Origin of the sequence: Pseudomonas sp. NPDC012596 (assembly GCF_042902325.1) — a bacterium.
GTDB lineage: Bacteria > Pseudomonadota > Gammaproteobacteria > Pseudomonadales > Pseudomonadaceae > Aquipseudomonas.
This window is the reverse complement of the sequence record NZ_JBIBEB010000023.1, coordinates 1-19,791: the sequence shown is the minus strand read 5'-3', so window position 1 is coordinate 19,791 and position 19,791 is coordinate 1. Positions and strand designations below refer to the sequence as shown.

The following is a 19,791-nucleotide window of genomic DNA, read 5'->3' as shown; positions in this document are numbered from 1 at the left end:
ACATGAAGGGCCGCGACGCGGCCCGCCATTCGATCAGAACGCTACCGACGTCTGCACATACACCGTACGCGGCTCACCCACGTACTTGCCCTTGTTGTTGTCATCGAACGAGCGCGTGTAGTACTCGCGGTTGAACAGGTTCTTCACGCCCACCGCCACCTTCAGGTTCGACAGCTGCGGCCCGAAATCATACCCGGCGCGGGTGCTCACCAGCATGTAACCGGGGATGCGCCCGGTGCTGCCGTCGGCGCTTTCGGCGCTGGTGTTGGCGTTGTCTGCATACTGGCTGCTCTGGAAGCTGCCATCCAGGGTCAGCTGCCACGGCCCTTCGGTATAACCCACCCCCAGCGTGCCCTTGTGGCGCGAAGAGAACGGCACCTGATTGCCTTTGTTCGGCCCATCTTCGCGGATGGTCGCGTCAACGAAGGCATAGCTGGCGTGCACATCGAAGCCGGCCAGCGCCGGGCTCAAACCATCCAGCGCATAGCGCACGCTGGTCTCGATGCCCTGGTGGCGCGTCTCGCCGCGGGCGATCACCGAATCGTTGGTCTGATTGCTCTCGTACTGGTTGTCGAAGTTGATCAGGAACGCGCCGATTTCGGCCTGCAGGTCACCGTTGTCGTAGCGGGTGCCGACTTCCCAGGTGCGCGCTTTCTCGGGCTTCACCTCGCCACTGGTCACACGGTTGGGCATCTGGCTGTACTGCACGCTGCCGAACGAGCCTTCGGTGTTGGCGTACAGGTTCCAGCTGTCGGTCAGGTGGTACATCACATTCAACGCTGGCAAGGCCGTGTTGTAGCTGCCCTGGTAACGCTGGCCGCTGAGCTTGTTGCTCTGCTCGGAGTCGATCATCTCGTAGCGGATGCCCGGGGTGATGGTCCAGCGGCCGATGTCGATGCGGTCATCCAGGTAGATGGCGTGGGCTTCGGTGCTGCCACGGGTGTCGCGGTCGTTGCGGCTGGCGGTGGTGGGCAGGTTGCCGTTGACCGGTTCGCGAAAGCGCAGTTCGTGGCCGGCTTCGTTGACGTAGCGGTAGCCGATGCCCAGTTCGTGCCAGCTCTCGCCCAGGGCCAGGCCTTGCGAAAAGCGCGTCTCGATGCCACGCACCCAGTACTCGCGTGGCGACAGCGAAACGAAGCTGCCCTGGTCCAGGTAACCGCTGCGCAGGGTCTTGGTGAAGAAGCTGTTGACGCTGAACTGGCGGTCGTCCTGCTTGTAGTCGTAGCCGAAGTTGAACAGCGTACGGCGGCCCCAGAACTTGTCCTTCAGGCGCGTCGACTGGTAAGGGTCGGCATCGAAGTCAGCGCTGCTCAGGCCGCCCGGCATGTCGGCCTCGCCCTCGTAGTACTGGGCCATGGCGTGCAGGCTGTTGGCTTCGTCCAGTTGCAGCTTGCCCTTGAGGATCAAGTCGTCGATCTGCGTGTCGCTGTGCTCGCGCCAGTCGCCGCCACGCACACCGGAGTACAGCAGCGCCCCGCCCAGGCCGTTGTCGTTGGTGCCACCGACCAAGAGGTTGGCGCTGTTCTTCAACCCGTCCTGGCTGGAGGATGGGCTGATCTGGTTTTGCATGGCGGCCTTGAAGGTCGCCTGCTCCGGGATGGCACGGGTGACGAAGTTGACGATGCCGCCGACGTTCTGCGGGCCATAACGCACGGCGCCGCCGCCGCGAACCACATCTACCGCGTCCATGTTGCCCATGCTGATCGGCGCCAACGACAGCTGCGGTTGGCCATACGGGGCGAAGGGCACCGGGATGCCATCCATCAGTACCGTCGAGCGCGAAGCCAGGCGCGGGTTGAGGCCTCGGATACCGAAGTTCAGGGCCAGGTCATGGCTGCCGGTGCCGTTGTTGTCCGGGGCGTTGACGCCGGGCATGCGGTTGAGTACTTCGCGTGCCGTGGTGGCGCCGCTGCGTTCGAATTGCTCCCGGCGCACCACGTCGCGGGCACCGGCGTGCTCGAAGACGTTGTCCTGCTGCGCCTCGCCCAGCCAGTCGCCCACCACGGTCAAAGCGCCGAGCTCTACGGCAGCACCCGGCTGGGCGGCATCGACGGGCTGCAGGCTGAAGGCATTTTCGGCCTCTTGCCTTGCCTGCAAGCCGCTGCCACGCAGCAGCGCGTCGAGGCCCTCGGTGACATCGTATTGGCCGTCCAGCCCTTGGCTGTTCAGGCCCTGGGTCAGCTGAGAGCCGAACGAGATCAGTGCACCGCTTTCGCGGCCGAACTGGTTCAGGGCATCTTCCAGGCTGCCGGCGGCGATGTGGTAGGTGCGCGCCTCGGCGGCGTGCAGGCCCGGCGAGGCAAGGCCGAGGCTGGTGGCGAGCAGCAGGGCGTGGACGAGGGGGCTGGGGTGCAGGGGCATGGGGCGGATCCTGTGAGAAGGGGGTCTGCCTTCTCTGTCACGCGAGGTTCAGGAAATGGCTCAGGTAATCGAAAAGTTTTTCAACTGACCCGCGGTTCGACCGTGACCCAGTAGCGGGTGAAGCGCCGCACCTTCACCGGCAAGGCCACCTCGAGCATCTGCAGAATCCGCTCACTGTCATCCAGCGGGTACGAACCGGATACCCGCAAGTCGGTCACGCGCTCACTGCAACCCAACTGGCCTTGGCGATAACGCCCAAGCTCGGCCAGAAAATCGCCAAGGCGCATCTGCGAGGCCACCAGCATGCCGTCGACCCAGGCACCGCTGTTGCTGTCCAGTGGGGCAATGGCCTGCCAGCCATCGGTACTGAACCGTGCCCGTTGCCCAGGCAGCAGCGCCTGGCCCGAGAAGCTGGCCTTGCCGCTGAACACCGACACCAGGCTGAAGCTTTCGAACTCGCGCACGTTGAAACGCCCGCTCTCCAGTTGCAGGGCACCATCGGCCGTGCGCAGCAGCAAAGGGCGAGCGTCGCGGGCCACGTCCAGCGCCAGTTCTCCTTCCAGCAGCCTTACCACGCGCTGCTGGCCATCGAAGCGCACATCGGCGGCGCTGCGGGTATTGAGTTGCAGTAGGCTGCCGTCGTCCAACTGCATCCGCCGGCGCTGGCCGACCGGGCTGCGGTAGTCGGCCATCAGGCCGGGCAACGGGTTATGCGATTGCAGGCCCAGGCCGGCGGCACTGGCCACGCCCAGCAGCAGCAGAGCCTTGAGCGCCCGGCGCCGTGCGGGGGAGGGCGGCGCCTGCAGCGTGGCGTGCACCACCGGCGAGGCGACCCCACGCAAGCGCTGGTTGACCTGCTGGATATGCGCCCAGGCGCGCTGATGCTCGTGGTCGGCCAGCAGCCAGTGTTGCAGCGCCTGTTGCTGGGTGTCGTCGAAGTCGTCGCCCTGCGATTCGATCAACCAGTGCACGGCCTGCTCGGCCACCTGGGGCGAAAACGACGTGTTCACAGGGCGAAATAACAGCGCAGCGCTGCCTTGTTCAAGTAGCGCTTGACCGTGGCCAGCGAAACCCCCAGCTCGCGGGCGATTTCGCCCTGGCCAAGGCCATCGACCTGGGCCATCAGGAAGGCGCGTTTGACCAAGGGCGGCAGGCCGTCGAGCAGGCGGTCGAGCGCCAGCAGGGTTTCGAAGATGATCGCCTTCTGTTCTTCGCTCGGCGCTACGCTTTCAGGGGTTTGCGCCAGCGCCTCAAGGTAGGCGTGCTCCAGTTCCTGGCGACGGAAGTGGTTGCACAGCACGCGCTTGGCCACGGTGGCGAGGAATGCCCGCGGCTCGACCAGTTGCGGTGCCTCGCGCGCCTGCAGCAGGCGCACGTAGGTGTCCTGGGCCAGGTCGGCAGCGCTCTGCGGGCAGCCCAGGCGACGGCGCAACCAGCTGGTCAGCCAGGTGTGGTGGGCGTGGTAAAGGCCTTCGACCGTGGAAGAGAGGGCGCTGGACACCGTGATACTCCGGCGCCAACTAGCGCAACTGGTAGTAAGAATTGTTCGCATTGTAGTGGCATGCTCATGCCTCGGCAACTGACCTTTCAGACTTTGCTTATGAGAATTGAAATCATTACTATTGCATCCCCGAATTTCCCCGGACCTCCGCCATGAAGCGCACCGCCGCCGGCCTCCCGCTCAGCTACCGCCTGGCCGTGATCTCACGCAGCCTGGCCGCGCTGCTGGGTGGTTATCTGCTGGCGTCGATGGTCAGCATCTGCGTCGCGCTGCTGGCGCCCATGCCGCAGGTCGATGCGACCCTGACCGGCTTGCTGCTGTCGTTCGTCTTCTACCTGTTGGCGTTCGTCTGGTGCTTCGCCTGCCGCAGCGCCTGGCGGGCCTGGCTCGGTGTGCTGCTGCCGAGCCTGGTACTGGCAATGGTCAATGGGCTCGCGTACTGGATGAAAAACCCATGAAGGAAGGCTTCCGCCAGGCGATGGCCTGGCTGCACACCTGGACTGGCCTGATCTTCGGCTGGCTGCTGTTCGCCATCTTCCTCAGCGGTACGCTGTCGTACTTCAAAGAAGAGATCAGCCACTGGGCACAGCCCGAAGTGCGCAGCCATGCGCTCGACCCGCTCGCCAGCCTGGGCCTGGCCCAGCGCTACCTGGAAGCCAACGCCGGGCATTCGGCGAGCTGGATGATCCGCCTGCCGAGTGAACGGGAAGCGGCATTGAGCGTGGGCTGGCGCGACCCTGAAGGCGGGCGCCGGGGGTTTGTCAGAAAAAGCCTGGACGCGCAGAGCGGCCAGCCGGTGCAGGCGCGCGACAGCCGCGGCGGCGACTTCTTCTATCGCTTTCACTTCGAGCTGCAGATGCCGTACCCCTGGGGCCGTTGGCTGTCGACATTCTGCGCCTTCATCATGCTGCTTGGGCTCGTGACCGGCATCATCACCCACAAGAAGATTTTCAAGGAATTCTTCACGTTCCGCCCGGGCAAGGGCCAGCGCTCCTGGCTGGACGGCCATAACGCCATCGGTGTGCTGGTGCTGCCGTTCCACCTGATGATCAGCTACAGCAGCCTGGTGCTGTTCATGTACATGGTCATGCCGGCCGGTATCCTTGCCAGCTACGGGGGCAACACCAATGGCTATTTCAATGACCTGTTCGGTCGCGACGAGGTGCCCAAGGTAGCCAATGTCGCCACCCCGCTGGTCCCGCTGGAGCACCTGTATGCCAAGGTTCAGGAGCAGGTGCCCGGTGCGCGCATCGGCTTCATCCAGGTGCAGAACCCAGGCGACCTCAATGCCCGCGTCACCTTCACGCAATCCGCCGCCGATCACGTCGCTTACAAGCGCAGCGCCAGCTGGACCTTCGACGGTGCCACGGGGGCGCTGCTGAAACAGGGGGCGCCGGAAAGCGCGGCGATGATGACCTCCTTCAGCTTTGCCGGCCTGCACATGGGCAACTACGCCGGCCCTTGGCTGCGTTGGTTGTACTTCGTGTTCGGCGTGGCCGGCACTGCAGTAATTGGTACGGGCCTGGTGATGTGGCTGGGTAAACGCCAGCTCAAACATGCCAAAAGCGAGCGCATCCCGGGCGAGTTGCGCCTGGTCGAGGTGCTCAATATCGCCAGCATGAGCGGCCTGCTGCTGGCCGTGGCTGCCTTCTTCTGGGCCAACCGGCTGCTGCCGGTGGGGCTGGAAGGCAGGGCCAACTGGGAGATCAACAGCTTCTTCCTGCTGTGGGCGTTGTCACTGTTGCACGCTGTGTTGCGCCCCGGGCGCAGGGCCTGGGCTGAACAGCTAGGGCTGGGCGCGCTGGCGTTCGCCTTGCTGCCGTTGCTCAATGCACTGACGACAGGGCAGGGCCTGGACCACTCCGTGGCCGTCGGTGACTGGGCCATGGCCGGCTTCGACCTCACCGCGCTTGCCACTGGGGCGTTCCTGGCCTGGGCTGCAGCGAAGATGCTGCGCGCCCCAAAGCCGGTTGCCAAGCGCGCGCCCCGGGCGCCCAAGGCAACGGTTGAAGCGGTCGAGGTGAATGGATGCTGAGTATTGCCCTGATGGGTTTTGCCGGGTTCGCTGCCTTGTGCCTGGCCATGGAAAAGCACTTCAGCGACCTGCTCGGGCGCAAGCCTGGCCGCGGCCAGTTGCGCAGCCTGCGCCTGGCAGGCTGGCTGTTGCTGGTGGTGTCGCTGGTGCTGTCGGTGCACCAGCGTGGCTGGGCCCATGGCCTGGTGGAATGGGTTGCCGTGTTGATGGCCGGGGTTACCTTGTGGGTCTTCGGTTTGCCCTACCAGCCGCGCCTGCTGCTGGGCCTTGCCGCGCTCAGCCTGGTGCTGGGCCCGTTGTTGGCCGTGTTTGCCGGGTGACGCCTTGACCGAACCCGATAGCGACAGCACGCGCGCCCGTTTCGTCCAGGTGTTCCTGGCCCAGCGTGCGCGCATGGAGGCGTTGGTCAACCGCCGAGTCGGCTGTCGCGCCACCGCATCCGACCTGGTGCAAGAGCTGTTCCTGCGCTTCTGGCGCCGCCCCGAGGTAAAGGTCGAGGCGCTGGACACCTACCTGCTGCGTTGCGCCGGCAACCTGGCCATCGACCACCTGCGCAGCCAAGGCAGCCGCGAACGCGTCGCCGAAGCGTCGTTGCCACTTGATGAATCCTGCTCGGCCCAGGCGCCGGAGCAGGCGCTTGAGGTCGACCATGATTTGCAGCGCATCGAAACCGCGCTGCGTGCCTTGCCGGAGCGTACCCGGCAGATCTTCTTGCTCAACCGCATTCACGGCTGCAAGTACGGCGAGATCGCCAAGGCCATGCAACTGTCCCAGAGCTCGGTGGAAAAGCATATGATGCGCGCCCTCGAAGCGTGCAAGGCCAGTGTTGCCGAGCCCGCGACCCCCATGCGCAGGCCAGGGAGCACCCGTCGATGAGCGATCCAGACGTGATTACCGACGACCCGTCGCAAGCAGCGCTGCAGTGGCTGAGCTGCATCAACGAGCAGCCCGAGGCGCAGCACAGCGCGGCGTTCAAGCGCTGGTTGCTGGCAGACCCAAGCCATCGCCAGGCCTATGCCCAGGCCCAGGCGCTGTGGCGCATGAGTGCGGCACCTGCCGCGCGGCTGGCTAAGGAAGAGCAGGCCAGCCTGCAGCACTACCTGGACGCCATGGCCACGGCGCCTTCCGATGGTCGCTGGCGTCGCGCCGGTGCCTGGGTGGCAGCAGCGTGCCTGGTGCTGGCCGTGAGTGTGGCGGGGGGCTGGCACCCGGGTTACTGGCTGCAGAATCTGCAAGCCGACTTCAGCAGTAGCGACATGATTCGCCAGCTGACCCTGGCCGACCAATCGCAGGTGACGCTGGATGCTGGCAGTGCCATCGCGGTCGATTTTCAGCAGGGCGAGCGCCATGTGCGGTTGTTGCATGGCGCGGCATTCTTCAAGGTTACGCACACCGGTGAGCCCTTCGTGGTAGACGCTGCGGGCGGCCAGGTACGGGTGCTGGGCACCGAATTCGAAGTGCGCGACCAGGCTGACGGCGCCCAGGTGACCGTGCGCAGCGGGCGCGTGGCTGTCACCCCGGCGCCGGGGCAAACTGCCCGCGAGCTGACGGCCAACCAGCAACTGGCCTATGCCGAAGGCCGTGCGGGCGAAACCCTGCGTGTGGACAGCGACAGCCGCCTGGCCTGGCGCCAGGGCTGGCTCAACTACTACCAGGTGCCACTTGCACAGGTGGTCGATGACCTGCGGCGCTATTACCCGGGGCGCATCGTACTGCTCGGTGATGAGCTGGGGCAGCGCAAGGTCAGTGGCAGCTTCCCGGTGCAGGAGCCGTTGGTGGCACTGGATTCGCTGGGCAAGGTGATGGGGTTTTCGCGGCAGACGATGCTGGGGCGGCTGACGGTCATCAGGTAGGTGTTTGTGCCGGCCTCATCGCCGGCAAGTCGGCTCCCACAGGTATTGCGCCGACCTTGGCTTGCCAGCGATGAGCCCGGCACTGAAAAAAATCATGAAAAGCGGATGAGGTAACAGGGCGTGGCATCCGTGTAATGAGTGGAAGTGCGATTCATTCGCAGTAATAACCCTCTCACAGGTCAGCGTCCATGAAGTTCACCCCGCGTTGCGTCCCTCTCTGGCTCGGCCTTTCTGCGCTTGCGGCCATCATTGCCGCCCCTTGTGCCGTGGCCGCCGAGCAACTTCAGCTGCACACCTTCGCTCAACCCAGCCAACCGCTGGCCCAGGCACTCAACGCCTTCAGCCGTGCCAGCGGGCAAAGCGTGGTCTACACCCTTGAACTGCCCGCCGTGCAGGCGCCGGCCCTCGACGGCAGGTTCAGTGCCGAACAGGCCCTGCAGCAGTTGCTGGGCAATTGCGGCCTGACCTGGCGCCGCGTCGACGCCCGCACCCTCACGCTGGAACCGGTTGACACCTCCGGCGCCCTCAACCTGCAGGCCACCACGGTGAACTCGCAGATGGACGCCTACAGCTACCAGCCCCCGGCCAGCGCCTCGATCATGCGGGGCCAGGGCCCGTCCCAGGACATCCCCCAGGCCATCAACGTAGTCCCGGCCCAGGTGATCCGTGACCAGGCCCCGCGCAACCTCGACGACGCATTGGCCAATGTCAGCGGCATCACCCAGGGCAACAACTTCGGCGGTACTTCCGACACTGTGATGAAGCGCGGGTTTGGCGACAACCGTGACGGTTCGATCATGCGCGATGGGATGCCGATCGTGCAGGGCCGCAGCCTCAATGCCAGCACCGAGCGGGTGGAGGTTCTCAAGGGGCCGGCCTCGCTCCTTTACGGTATCCAGGACCCGGGCGGGGTCATCAACGTGGTCAGCAAGCGCCCGCAACTGCAGCAGTACAATGCCCTGACCGTACGCGGCTCGACCTATGGCAGCGGTAAGAACGGCAGTGGCGGCGGCTTCGATAGCACCGGTGCGCTGGGCGACAGCAACTTCGCCTACCGTTTGATCGTCGATCACGAGGACGAAGACTACTGGCGCAACTACGGCGTGCATCGCGAATCGCTGGTGGCGCCGTCGCTGGCCTGGCTTGGTGAGGACACCCAGGTGGTGCTGGCCTACGAGCACCGCGAGTTTCTTTACCCGTTCGACCGCGGCACGGCGTTCGGCAGCAATGGCCACCCGTTGGACATCCCGGCCACACGCCGCCTGGATGAACCCTTCAACGACATGGAAGGGCGCTCCGACTTGTACCGCCTGGAGGTCGACCACCAGTTGGCCGACGACTGGAACGTGCATTTCGGCTACAGCTTCAACCGCGAGACCTATGACGCCAGCCAGGTCCGCGTGACAGGCGTCAACGAAGCCAAGGGCACGCTCACCCGCAGTATCGACGGCACCCACAACGCCATGAGCCGCGACCAGTTCGCCACCCTCAGCCTCAATGGCAAGGTAGCGTTGGCGGGCATGCAGCATGACCTGCTGTTCGGCATCGACCACGAGGACCGCAAGGTGTTTCGCGGCGACCTGATCCGCCAGGCTGCCACGTCTACCTTCAGCTATGTGGACCCGGTTTACGGCCAGGAAGGGGAGGGCAGCACCGTACGCGCCAGCGACAGCGACCAAACCGACAAGCTGCGCACCGACGCGCTGTTCGTGCAGGACGCACTGCACTTGGACGACCACTGGATTCTGGTGGCGGGCGCGCGCTTTCAGCAGTACGACCAGTACGCCGGCCGCGGCCGCCCGTTCACCGCCAACACCGACAGTAGCGGCCAGGCCTGGGTGCCACATGCCGGCATCGTCTACAAGGTCGATGAGCAGCTGTCGTTCTATGGCAGCTACAGCGAGTCGTTCAAGCCCAATTCCAGCATTGCCCCCCTGACCGGCGGTGTCGTGCTGGATGGTTCCGTGGCGCCCGAGGAGGGCAAGTCGTGGGAGCTGGGCGCCAAGCTGGACATACCGGGCAGCCTCACCGGCACCCTGGCGCTGTTCGACATCACCAAGCGCAACGTGCTGGTCGCCAACTTCGACAGCGGCACCGGCGAGACGGTGTACAGCAACGCCGGCGAGGTCAATTCGCGAGGGGTGGAGCTTGACCTTACCGGTCAGTTGAGCGAACGCTGGAGCCTTATCGGCAGCTACGCCTTCACCGACGCCAAGGTGACCAAGGACCCGGACCTAAAGGGCAACCGCCTGCAGAACGTTGCCAGGCACAGTGGCTCGTTGTCGGCGGTGTATGACTTCGGCAGCCTGTTCGGTGGCGATCGCCTGCGCCTGGGGGCCGGGGCGCGCTATGTGGGCGAGCGGTCGGGCAATGCCACCAATACCTTCGACCTGCCGAGCTACACCGTCGCCGATGCCTTTGCCAGCTACGAAACCAAGTTCGACGAACACAACGTGCGCCTGCAGTTGAACGTCAAGAACCTGTTCAACAAGGTCTACTACAGCTCGGCGGTGAACCAGTATTTCGTTGCCATTGGCGATGCGCGGCAGGTGAGCCTGTCGAGCACCTTCGAGTTCTGAATTGCAGGGGCTGCTGCGCAGCCCTTTCGCCGGCAAGCCGGCTCCCACTGAGATTGCAGCGCTGCAGACTTTCTGGAAGTTGGCGCAATTCCTGTGGGAGCCGGCTTGCCGGCGAAAGGGCCGCAAAGCGGCCCCCATCAACCCTGGAATGCTGCGCGATAGTCGCCGGGTGTCGCCCCGAGCGCCTGGCGGAAGCGGTTGCTGAAATGGCTGGCACTGGCAAACCCGCACAGCAAGGCAACCTCGCCCAGCGGCAGCTGCCCCAGGCGCAGCAGCTGGCAAGCCCGGTGCAGCCGCCGAGCCAGCAGGTACTGGTGCGGCGGCAGGCCAAAGCTGGTGCGGAACATGCGCGCGAAGTGGTATTCGGAGAGGTTGCAGCGCACCGCCAGCTCACCCAGGGTGATGGGCTGGTCCAGGTGGGCCTCGATGTACTCCGCCAATTGCCGACGCAGGTTCGGCGCCAGGCCGCCTTTCAAGCGCAACCCGTGGCGCAGGCCGACCTGGCTGAGCACGGCGTGGTCGACGATTTCGTGCGCCAGGCTGCTGGCCAGCAGCCGCTCGCCGGGTTCATCCCAGTCGAGGGTGATCAGCTGACGAAAGCGCACCGACTGCTGCGGGTCATCGACGAACGTCGCCTCCTGCAGCTGCAATTCCCGCGGTTCGCGGTCGAGCAGGCGCACGCAGCCCAGGGCGAATTGCGCCTCGCTGATGTAGAGATGCGCCAGGCGGATCGCGCCATTGACCACCCAGTTCGACTCATGGCCGGCCGGCATGATGCAAAGCTTGTTCGGCGCGCCCTTGTCGGCCGGGCGCTGGCGGCGAAAGGTGCCAGTGCCGTCGGCAATGTAGCAAGACAAAGTGTGATGGCTGGGCGCCTGATAGTCGCGGGCATCATCGCGGTTGCGCCACAATGCCGCCGCCAGGCCATCGCCCAGCTGCGCGCTCAGCTCCAGCCGCGCGTGGGGCGAGGCGTGCATGGCGTTGAACACTTGCAACTGGCTGAGTGGGGTCATGGGCGGCTCCTCTGGGGGCCATCGTACTGCGCTTGTGGGGCGGTGACAGCTAGCTGAGATGGAAAAGCGCAAGTTTGTGCAAGTGCGCCGTTGTGGCTTGGGCAGACACTGATGGCACTGGCGAGGGCTGCGCCCTCGATCGCCGGCAAGCCAGCTCCTACAGATACAGCGCCCTCCTCGAGGTTTGCGCAGTACCAGATACGGCGCCGCCCTTGAGGTTTGCGCGGTACGTGTGGGAGCTGGCTTGCCAGCGATGGGCCGCAAGGCGGCCCCATGATCGAACCCTCTGGAGCCAACCGCATGAACCTGTCCCTGTACCTGCTCACCGTCCTGATCTGGGGCACCACCTGGATTGCCCTCAAACTGCAACTGGGCGTGGTCGCCATCCCGGTTTCGATCGTCTACCGCTTTGCGCTGGCCGGCCTGATCCTGTTCGCCATCCTGCTGCTCACTCGCCGCCTGCAACCGATGAACCGCCGCGGTCACCTGATCTGCCTGGCCCAGGGCCTGTGCCTGTTCTGCGTCAACTTCATGTGCTTCCTCACCGCCAGCCAGTGGATCGCCAGTGGCCTGATCGCCGTGGTGTTCTCTACGGCGACACTGTGGAATGCGCTGAACGCACGGGTCTTTTTCGGCCAAAGGATCGCCAGCAATGTGCTCGGGGGTGGCGCGCTCGGCCTGCTGGGCCTGGGCCTGCTGTTCTGGCCGGAGCTTTCACACCATGCGGCCAGCCGCGAAACCCTGTATGGCCTGGGCCTGGCCCTGCTCGGTACGCTGTGTTTCTCGGCGGGCAACATGCTGTCGAGCATGCAGCAGAAGGCCGGGCTCAAACCGATGACCACCAATGCCTGGGGCATGGCCTATGGTGCTGCGATGCTGGCTGGGTATTGCCTGGCCAGCGGTATTCCTTTCGCCATGGAATGGAACACGCGCTACATCGGTTCGCTGATGTACCTGGTCATTCCAGGCTCGGTGATCGGCTTTACCGCTTACCTGACCCTGGTCGGGCGCATGGGGCCCGAGCGGGCGGCGTATTGCACGGTGTTGTTCCCGCTGGTGGCGCTGAACGTTTCGGCGTTTGCCGAGGGCTACCAATGGACTGCCCCAGCGTTGCTGGGGCTGGTCGCGGTGATGGCGGGCAATGTGCTGGTGTTTCGCAAGCCGAAGGTCAAGCCGGCAATGGTGTTGGCGCGCTAGGCAGGGGCTCAGCCTTTCCACACCTGCGGGTTCACCAGGTCCTGCGGCCGCTCACCCAGCAGCGCCGCGCGCAGGTTGCCCATCGCCCGGTTGGCCATGGCCTCGCGGGTTTCGGCGGTGGCCGAGCCGATGTGTGGAAGGGTCAGTGCATTGGGCAGCTTGAACAGCGGCGAGTCACTCAGCGGCTCTTTCTCGTACACATCCAGCCCGGCACCGCGAATGGTGCCGTTTTGCAATGCCTCGACCAGCGCCGCTTCGTCGACCACCGGGCCACGGGCGATGTTGATCAGGAAGGCGCTTGGTTTCATCAGCTTCAGTTCGCGAGCACCGATCAGTTTGCGGGTTGCGTCAGACAGCGGCACCACGATGCAGACGAAATCGGACTCGGCCAACAGCTGCTCAAGGCTGCGGTACTGCGCGCCCAGTTCTTGCTCCAGCGCCGCCTTGCGGCTGTTGCCGGCATACAGCACCGACATGTTGAAACCGAAGCGGCCACGGCGGGCGACGGCCGCGCCGATGTTGCCCAGGCCGACGATGCCCAGGGTCTTGCCGTGCACATCGCTGCCGAAATGCGCCGGGCCGACCGTGGCTTGCCACTGGCCGGCCTTGGTCCAGGCGTCCAGCTCGGCGGTGCGGCGGGCGCAGCCCATGATCAGCGAGAAGCCCAGGTCGGCGGTGCTCTCGGTTAGCACGTCGGGGGTGTTGGTCAGGGCAATGCCGCGTTCGTTGAAGTAGTCGACGTCGTAGTTGTCGTAGCCGACCGACACGCTCGATACCACTTCCAGCTTCGCCGCGCCTTCAAGCTGGGCGCGGCCAAGCTTGCGCCCCGCGCCGATCAGGCCGTGGGCTTCGGGCAATGCTTCATTGAACTGGGCGCTGATGTCGCCGAGCTTGGGGTTCGGCACGATCACGTTGAAGTCTTGCTGCAGGCGCTCGGCCATGGCCGGGGTGATACGGCTGAAGGCCAGGACGGTCTTTTTCATCGGGCTACTTCTCAGGGCGGTGGTGGGTCAGTTAAGGCCTCTTCGCGGGGCAAGCCCGCTCCCACAGGTACACTGCTAAAACCTGTGGGAGCGGGCTTGCCCCGCGAAAGGGCCGGCATTGATTAGCAACCTACCATTGTCCACCCGCGCACTGCAGCAGCTTTTTCAGGTGGCGATCAGCAACTCGTGGGTTTTCAGGTCCGCCTCATGGGCGGCGAGAATTTCTGGCAACGAGTTGCGCAGGTACTCGACCCAGGTCTTGATCTTGGCATCCAGGTACTGGCGCGACGGGTAGATCGCATACAGGTTCAGCTCCTGCAGCCGGTAGTCCGGCATCACCCGCACCAGGCTGCCATCACGCAAGCCATCGATGGCCGAGTAGATCGGCAGCACACCCATGCCCATGCCGCAGCGGATCGCCGTTTTCATCGCGTCGGCCGAGTTGACCTGGAACGGCGAGCTGGTGATGTTGACCAGTTCCTGGCCCTCCGGGCCGTCGAACAGCCACTTTTCCAGCGGGATCACCGGGCTGACCATGCGCAGGCAGGCATGCTTGAGCAGGTCGATCGGCTTGTGCGCGAAACCATGCTTGGCCACGTACTCCGGGGAGGCGCAGACGATGCTGTAGGTGATGCCCAGCCGCTGTGACACAAAGCCTGAGTCCGGCAGCTCGGTGGCGAGCACGATGGACACGTCGTAGCCCTCGTCGAGCAGGTCCGGTACGCGGTTGGCCATGGTCAGGTCGAACGTCACGTCCGGGTGCGACTCGCGGTAACGGGCGATGGCGTCGACCACAAAATGCTGGCCGACCCCGGTCATCGAGTGCACCTTCAACTGCCCGGCAGGCCGGGCATGGGCGTCGCTGGCCTCGGCCTCGGCTTCTTCGACGTAGGTAAGAATCTGTTCGCAGCGCATCAGGTAACGCTTGCCCGCCTCAGTCAGGGCGATGCGCCGGGTAGTACGGTTGAGCAGCCGGGTTTGCAGATGGGCTTCCAGGTTGGAGACCGCCCGCGACACGTTCGCGGTGGTCGTGTCCAGTTGCGCCGCGGCGGCAGTGAAACTGCCGAGCTGGGCTACGCAACTGAAAGCACGCATGTTTTGCAGGGTGTCCATGGGTCACTCTCAAGGTAGAGGACGAAATTGTGTCACGAAGTAACTTAAATGTGCCTTCGACCAAAGCCGGATTATCGCTGTTTCGGTAACAAAGATTCGCAGGAATCTGCGCTTATCGCCAGTGCGGCGGCCCCCTAGAATTGCTCGGCCCCTCCACCTCATCCTCGGGAAATCGCAGCTGTGCCGCGTCGCATCATCAGAACGCTTCAAGCGTTCAGTGCCTGTGCCCTTAGCCTCACCTTGAGCGGCTGTATCGGAACCTGGGGTATTGCCCCGCAAAGCAAGACGCTGCCAGCCAATACCTTGACCACCGACGCGGCCATTCGCGAAGCCGCCAGCGACGCCCGCTGGCCCGCCCAGCAGTGGTGGCACGCTTATGGCGACCCGCAACTGGACCGGTGGCTTGCCCTGGCCGTGGCCGGCAGCCCAAGCCTGGCCATGGCGGCGGCAAGGGTGCGCGAGGCCAAGGCCATGGCCGGTGTGGTCGAGTCGGCAGAAAAACTCCAGGCCAACGGCCAGGCAACGCTAAAGCGCCACAACTGGCCAGAAGATCAGTTCTACGGCCCTGGCGCGCTGTCGGGTGCCAACACCTGGGACAACAACGCCGCCATTGGTTTCAGCTATGCCCTCGACCTCTGGGGCCGCGAGCGTAACGCCAGCGAACAGGCCGTGGACCAGGCGCACATGAGCGTCGCCGAAGCCCGCCAGGCGCAGCTCGAGCTGCAGAACAACGTGGTGCGCGCCTACATTCAGTTGAGCCTGCACTTCGCCCAGCGTGACATCGTCAAGGCAGAGCTTGAGCAGCAGGAACAGATCCTGGCATTGGCCAAGCGCCGCCTCGACGGCGGCATCGGCACCCATTTCGAGGTCAGCCAGGCCGAAGCGCCACTGCCTGAAACCCACCGCCAGCTCGACAGCCTCGATGAAGAAATCGCCCTGACCCGCAACCAACTGGCGGCGCTGGCGGGCAAGGGGCCAGGGGAGGGCGCTCAGATCCAGCGCCCAAGCCTGGCACTTGCAGCGCCGCTGAAACTGCCGTCGGCCATGCCCGCCGAACTGGTCGGCCAGCGCCCCGACGTGGTCGCCAGCCGCTGGCAGGTGGCTGCCCAGGCGCGGGGCATCGACGTCGCTCACGCCGGCTTCTTCCCCAACGTCGACCTGGTCGGCAGCCTCGGCTTCATGGCCACCGGCGGCGGGCCGCTGGAATTCCTCACCGGGCGCAAGTTCAACTACAACGTCGGCCCGGCCATCAGCCTGCCGATCTTCGACGGTGGCCGGCTGCGCTCGCAACTGGGCGTGGCCGCGGCTGGCTATGACGTGGCCGTGGCGCGGTACAACCAGACCGTGATCGGCGCATTGAAAAACATCTCCGACCAGTTGATCCGCCGCGAGTCGATGAAGCAGCAGGCGCATTTCGCCGCCGAATCGGTGGCCGCCGCGCAAAAAACCTACGACATCGCCACCGTCGCCTTCCAGCGCGGGCTCACCGATTACCTCAACGTGCTCAACGCACAGACCTTGCTGTTCCGCCAGCAGCAGGTGCAACAGCAAGTGCAGGCCGCGCGCCTGATTGCCCACGCCGAGCTGGTGACCGCACTGGGTGGCGGCCTGCAGGCCGGCAAGGATGTGCCTGAGGACGGGCGCCAGGCCGCGCCGAAAACCCCGGCCACCCTGGCCATCTTCGACCGCAAGGCGGACCACGCCCAATGAGCACATCGAGCCTGCCGCTGCGCTGGCTGCACAGCCTGGAATGGCGCCGGGGCTTCTTTGCATGGGCGCGCACCGACGGGGTGACCTGGGTCTACATCTTCAAGGTGCTGGCCGCCGCGTTCATCACCCTGTGGCTGGCCATGCGCCTGGAGCTGCCGCAACCGCGCACGGCGATGATCACCGTGTTCATCGTCATGCAGCCGCAAAGCGGCCACGTGTTCGCCAAGAGCTTCTACCGGGTGCTCGGCACCCTGGCCGGCTCGGCGATGATGGTTGCGCTGATTGCGCTCTTTCCGCAGAACACCGAGCTGTTCCTGCCCAGCCTGGCGTTGTGGGTGGGCCTGTGCTCGGCGGGCGCCATGCGCTACCGCACGTTCCGCGCCTACGGCTTCGTGCTGGCCGGTTACACCGCGGCGATGATCGGCCTGCCGGTGCTGCAACACCCTGATCAGGCGTTCATGGCGGCGGTATGGCGGGTGCTGGAGATTGCTTTGGGCATTCTGGTCTCGACCTTCGTCAGTGCTGCCATCCTGCCGCAATCGGCCAGTGCGGCCATGCGCAACGCCTTGTACCAGCGCTTTGGCATATTTGCCGGGGTGGTGGTCGAAGCCTTGCGCGGCGACAGCCAGCGCGACCGCTTCGAAACCAGCAACGTGCGTTTCGTTGCCGAGGCCGTTGGCCTTGAAAGCCTGCGCAACGTGACGGCGTTCGAAGACCCGCACATGCGCCGGCGCTCCGGCCGCCTGGTGCGCATGAACAGCGAGTTCATGGCCATCACCACGCGCTTCAACGCCTTGCACCGCTTGCTGGAACGCCTGCGCGCCCGTGGCCCGCTGCAGATCGTCGGGGCCATCGAGCCGGGGCTCAATACCTTGGTCGAGCTGCTGCAGCCGTATGTCGGGCGGGCACTCACCGATGCCGACGCGTTGCGCCTCACGCTGGAACTGGCTGCCTACAAAGAGGGCCTGCAATCGCAGGTGCGCGGCCTGCGCAACGCGTACCTGCAAACCGCGCCCAGCGAGGCCGACCTGCTCGACTTCCATACCGCCTTCGAGCTGCTTTATCGCTTCGTCGACGAGATGTACAGCTACGCCGAAACCCATGCCTCGCTGGCCGCACACAAGCACGAACGCGAGCAGTGGGACGAGCCTTACGTGGCCCAGACCAGCTGGCTGGTGTCGCTGGCCGCCGGTGTGCGCGCCTCGGCGGTATTGTTGCTGCTGGGCAGCTACTGGCTACTCAGCGACTGGCCAAGTGGCGCGATGATGACCTTGATCGCCACCGTCACCGTAGGCCTGTCGGCGGCCTCGCCGAACCCCAAGCGCATGTCGTTCCAGATGGCGTGCGGCACGGCCATCGGCGCCTTCATCGGGTTTTTCGAAACCTTCTTCGTGTTCCCCTGGATCGACGGCTTCCCGCTGCTGTGCATGGTGCTGGCGCCGGTGTTCGTGCTGGGCGCGTTCCTGTCTTCGCGGCCGGCTTACGCGGGTTACGGTATTGGCCTGCTGGTGTTCTTCGCCATCGGTTCGGTGCCCAACAACCTGACGGTCTACGACCCCTACACCTTTATCAACGACTACATCGGCATGGTCATCGGCATGTTCGTCTGCGCCGCAGCCGGGGCGATCATCCTGCCGCCCAACAGCCGCTGGCTGTGGAGCCGCCTGGAGCAGGCGCTGCGCGAACAGGTGCTGTTCGCCATCAGCGGGCGCCTGCGTGGCCTGGGCTCGGCCTTCGAAAGCCGCACCCGCGACCTGCTGCACCAGGCCTATGGCCTGGCCGCCGGCAAGCCACAGGTGCAGAGCGAACTGATGGGCTGGATGTTCACCGTGCTGGAAATCGGCCACGCGATCATCGAGCTGCGCAAGGAGCAGGCCCGAGCCCCGGTGCACCCGGCCTATGCCGAGTCGCAGCCTTGGCGCCAGGCCATCCGCGTCATGGGCCGTGCCTTGGCGCGGCTGTTCCTGCAGCCCAGCGCCAGCAACCATGAGCGCGCGCTGGTGGCGGTGGACCACGCCATCAGCCGCGTGCAGGCCACCGACGAACCCTTCGCCCGGCACTTCGACACCTCGGTGCTGCGCCGCGCGCAAAGCTACCTGCACTTCATCCGTTCCTCCCTGCTCGACCCACAGTCGCCGCTGGCACCGGCGAAAGGACTGCACCATGCCCCGTGAGATCGCCTTCCATGGCGTGTACATGCCCACCATGACGCTGATGTTCCTGTTCGCCCTGGGCCTGGCCTGGGGGTTGGACCGGTTCATCGCCAGCCATGATGGCTATCGCTTCTTCTGGCACCCGGCGCTGTTGCGCCTTTCCCTGTTCGTCTGCCTGTTCGGCGCCTTGGCGCTGTCGCTCTACTGGTGAGAATCCTTCGATGAAAAAGTTCTTCAGCCTGATCGCCACTTTGCTGGTGCTGACCGCTGCCGTGGTGATCGGCCGCCAGTTGTGGCTGCATTACATGACCACGCCGTGGACCCGTGACGGCCGGGTGCGGGCCGACATCATCAACGTTGCCGCCGACGTACCCGGTTATGTGGTGGACGTACCGGTCAAGGACAACCAGCGGGTGAAGAAGGGCGACCTGCTGATCCAGATCGACCCCGAGCATTACCAATTGGCGGTCAACCAGGCCAAGGCGCTGGTCGCCTCGCGCAAGGCCACCTGGGAAATGCGCAAGGTCAACGCCCGGCGCCGCGCCGACATGGACAACCTGGTGATCTCCAAGGAGAACCGCGACGACGCCAGCAACATCGCCAACGCTGCGCTGGCCGATTACCAACAGGCCCAGGCCGAACTGGCGGCGGCCGAGCTGAACCTCAAACGCACCCATATCGTCGCCACCGTCGATGGCTATGTGACCAACCTGAACATCCACAAGGGCGACTATGCCCGCACCGGTGAGGCAGTGATGGCTGTAGTCGACGAGCATTCGTTCTGGGTGTACGGCTTCTTCGAGGAGACCAAGTTGCCCCACGTGAAGGTGGGTGACCAGGCCGAGCTGCAGATGATGAGCGGCGAGCGCATCAAGGGGCATGTGGAGAGCATTGCCCGCGGCATCTACGACCGCGACAACCCGCAAAGCCGCGAGCTGATTGCCGATGTGAACCCGACCTTCAACTGGGTGCGGTTGGCGCAGCGGGTGCCGGTGCGCATTCACATTGATGAAGTGCCGGACGGGTTTTTGCTGGCGGCGGGGACGACTTGTACGGTGGTGGTGACGCCTGGCGAGGGGTGAGTTGGGGGGCTTGGGGTTGCGTTGGGGCTGGCGGAGCATGTCGTGAGGGGTGTGGCGCCCTTGAGATCGAGCGCCGCCCGCGCGGCGCATCGCGAAGCGCTTGCCTTGGGATCTTCAGCGCCTTTGAGACCGAGCGCCGCCCGCGCGGCGCTTCGCGGGGCAAGCCCGCTCCCACATTTGTTGCAACGTGCCATTCCAGTCAGGCCATGGT

17 protein-coding genes are annotated in these 19,791 nt (G+C 65.1%); 11 read left to right on the top strand and 6 right to left on the bottom strand.

The genetic code is table 11. The features are described from left to right. Positions 1 to 33: 33 nt before the first annotated feature. The 3 genes from fecA to ACFY68_RS23130 form a co-directional block, all read right to left on the bottom strand. The gene (fecA, locus tag ACFY68_RS23140) at positions 34 to 2,361 is read right to left on the bottom strand and encodes a TonB-dependent Fe(3+) dicitrate receptor FecA (RefSeq protein ID WP_387532193.1); all 2,328 of its coding nucleotides are present in this window, start codon (positions 2,359 to 2,361) and stop codon (positions 34 to 36) included. Between the two features lie 80 nt (positions 2,362 to 2,441). Then, the gene (locus ACFY68_RS23135; RefSeq protein ID WP_387532191.1) at positions 2,442 to 3,371 is read right to left on the bottom strand and encodes a FecR domain-containing protein; all 930 of its coding nucleotides are present in this window, start codon (positions 3,369 to 3,371) and stop codon (positions 2,442 to 2,444) included. Next, entirely contained in the window at positions 3,368 to 3,913 is a 546-nt protein-coding gene (locus ACFY68_RS23130; RefSeq protein WP_387532188.1) for a sigma-70 family RNA polymerase sigma factor, read from the bottom strand. Before ACFY68_RS23130 ends, ACFY68_RS23135 begins: the two co-directional genes overlap by 4 nt. 101 nt (positions 3,914 to 4,014) lie before the next feature. On the opposite strand from ACFY68_RS23130, the gene ACFY68_RS23125 reads away from it, so the two are divergent. From ACFY68_RS23125 to ACFY68_RS23100, 6 genes are all read left to right on the top strand, one after another. Next, on the top strand, positions 4,015 to 4,320 hold the full coding sequence (locus tag ACFY68_RS23125) for a DUF3649 domain-containing protein (RefSeq protein WP_387532185.1): 306 nt from the start codon (positions 4,015 to 4,017) through the stop codon (positions 4,318 to 4,320). Further along, on the top strand, positions 4,317 to 5,897 hold the full coding sequence (locus ACFY68_RS23120) for a PepSY-associated TM helix domain-containing protein (RefSeq protein WP_387532182.1): 1,581 nt from the start codon (positions 4,317 to 4,319) through the stop codon (positions 5,895 to 5,897). The genes ACFY68_RS23125 and ACFY68_RS23120 overlap by 4 nt, the downstream gene beginning before the upstream one ends. After that, a complete protein-coding gene (locus ACFY68_RS23115) occupies positions 5,891 to 6,217 on the top strand; it encodes a DUF3325 domain-containing protein (protein WP_387532180.1) in 327 nt (108 codons plus the stop codon). The genes ACFY68_RS23120 and ACFY68_RS23115 overlap by 7 nt, the downstream gene beginning before the upstream one ends. 4 nt (positions 6,218 to 6,221) lie before the next feature. Continuing rightward, positions 6,222 to 6,773, top strand: a complete 552-nt coding sequence (locus ACFY68_RS23110; protein ID WP_387532178.1) for an RNA polymerase sigma factor — start codon at positions 6,222 to 6,224, stop codon at positions 6,771 to 6,773. After that, entirely contained in the window at positions 6,770 to 7,750 is a 981-nt protein-coding gene (locus ACFY68_RS23105) for a FecR family protein (RefSeq protein ID WP_387532175.1), read from the top strand. The genes ACFY68_RS23110 and ACFY68_RS23105 overlap by 4 nt, the downstream gene beginning before the upstream one ends. 188 nt (positions 7,751 to 7,938) lie before the next feature. Continuing rightward, a complete protein-coding gene (locus ACFY68_RS23100; RefSeq protein ID WP_387532172.1) occupies positions 7,939 to 10,329 on the top strand; it encodes a TonB-dependent siderophore receptor in 2,391 nt (796 codons plus the stop codon). 137 nt (positions 10,330 to 10,466) lie between these two features. Here ACFY68_RS23100 and ACFY68_RS23095 read toward each other — a convergent pair whose 3' ends face one another. Continuing rightward, on the bottom strand, positions 10,467 to 11,342 hold the full coding sequence (locus ACFY68_RS23095) for a helix-turn-helix domain-containing protein (RefSeq protein ID WP_387532169.1): 876 nt from the start codon (positions 11,340 to 11,342) through the stop codon (positions 10,467 to 10,469). A gap of 300 nt (positions 11,343 to 11,642) precedes the next feature. On the opposite strand from ACFY68_RS23095, the gene ACFY68_RS23090 reads away from it, so the two are divergent. Beyond that, entirely contained in the window at positions 11,643 to 12,539 is an 897-nt protein-coding gene (locus tag ACFY68_RS23090; protein ID WP_387532166.1) for a DMT family transporter, read from the top strand. Positions 12,540 to 12,547: 8 nt separating this feature from the next. On the opposite strand, the gene ACFY68_RS23085 is transcribed toward ACFY68_RS23090, so the two are convergent. Both ACFY68_RS23085 and ACFY68_RS23080 read right to left on the bottom strand, forming a co-directional pair. Beyond that, positions 12,548 to 13,522: a 2-hydroxyacid dehydrogenase gene (locus ACFY68_RS23085; protein ID WP_387532163.1), complete on the bottom strand. Its 975-nt coding sequence runs from the start codon at positions 13,520 to 13,522 to the stop codon at positions 12,548 to 12,550. Between the two features lie 165 nt (positions 13,523 to 13,687). After that, entirely contained in the window at positions 13,688 to 14,635 is a 948-nt protein-coding gene (locus ACFY68_RS23080; RefSeq protein ID WP_346613974.1) for a LysR family transcriptional regulator, read from the bottom strand. Between the two features lie 180 nt (positions 14,636 to 14,815). Between ACFY68_RS23080 and ACFY68_RS23075 the strand changes: the two genes are divergently transcribed. From ACFY68_RS23075 to ACFY68_RS23060, 4 genes are read left to right on the top strand one after another with little or no spacing between them, the layout of a single operon-like run. Beyond that, entirely contained in the window at positions 14,816 to 16,345 is a 1,530-nt protein-coding gene (locus ACFY68_RS23075) for an efflux transporter outer membrane subunit (protein WP_387532160.1), read from the top strand. Further along, positions 16,342 to 18,519: an FUSC family protein gene (locus ACFY68_RS23070; RefSeq protein ID WP_346613976.1), complete on the top strand. Its 2,178-nt coding sequence runs from the start codon at positions 16,342 to 16,344 to the stop codon at positions 18,517 to 18,519. Before ACFY68_RS23075 ends, ACFY68_RS23070 begins: the two co-directional genes overlap by 4 nt. Then, complete coding sequence (locus tag ACFY68_RS23065) at positions 18,509 to 18,709, top strand: DUF1656 domain-containing protein (protein WP_008097766.1); 201 nt, start codon at positions 18,509 to 18,511, stop codon at positions 18,707 to 18,709. Before ACFY68_RS23070 ends, ACFY68_RS23065 begins: the two co-directional genes overlap by 11 nt. A 10-nt stretch (positions 18,710 to 18,719) precedes the next feature. Continuing rightward, positions 18,720 to 19,580 carry an HlyD family secretion protein gene (locus ACFY68_RS23060; protein ID WP_346613977.1) on the top strand — a complete coding sequence of 287 codons (861 nt, stop codon included), beginning with the start codon at positions 18,720 to 18,722 and terminating at the stop codon, positions 19,578 to 19,580. Positions 19,581 to 19,791: the final 211 nt, after the last annotated feature.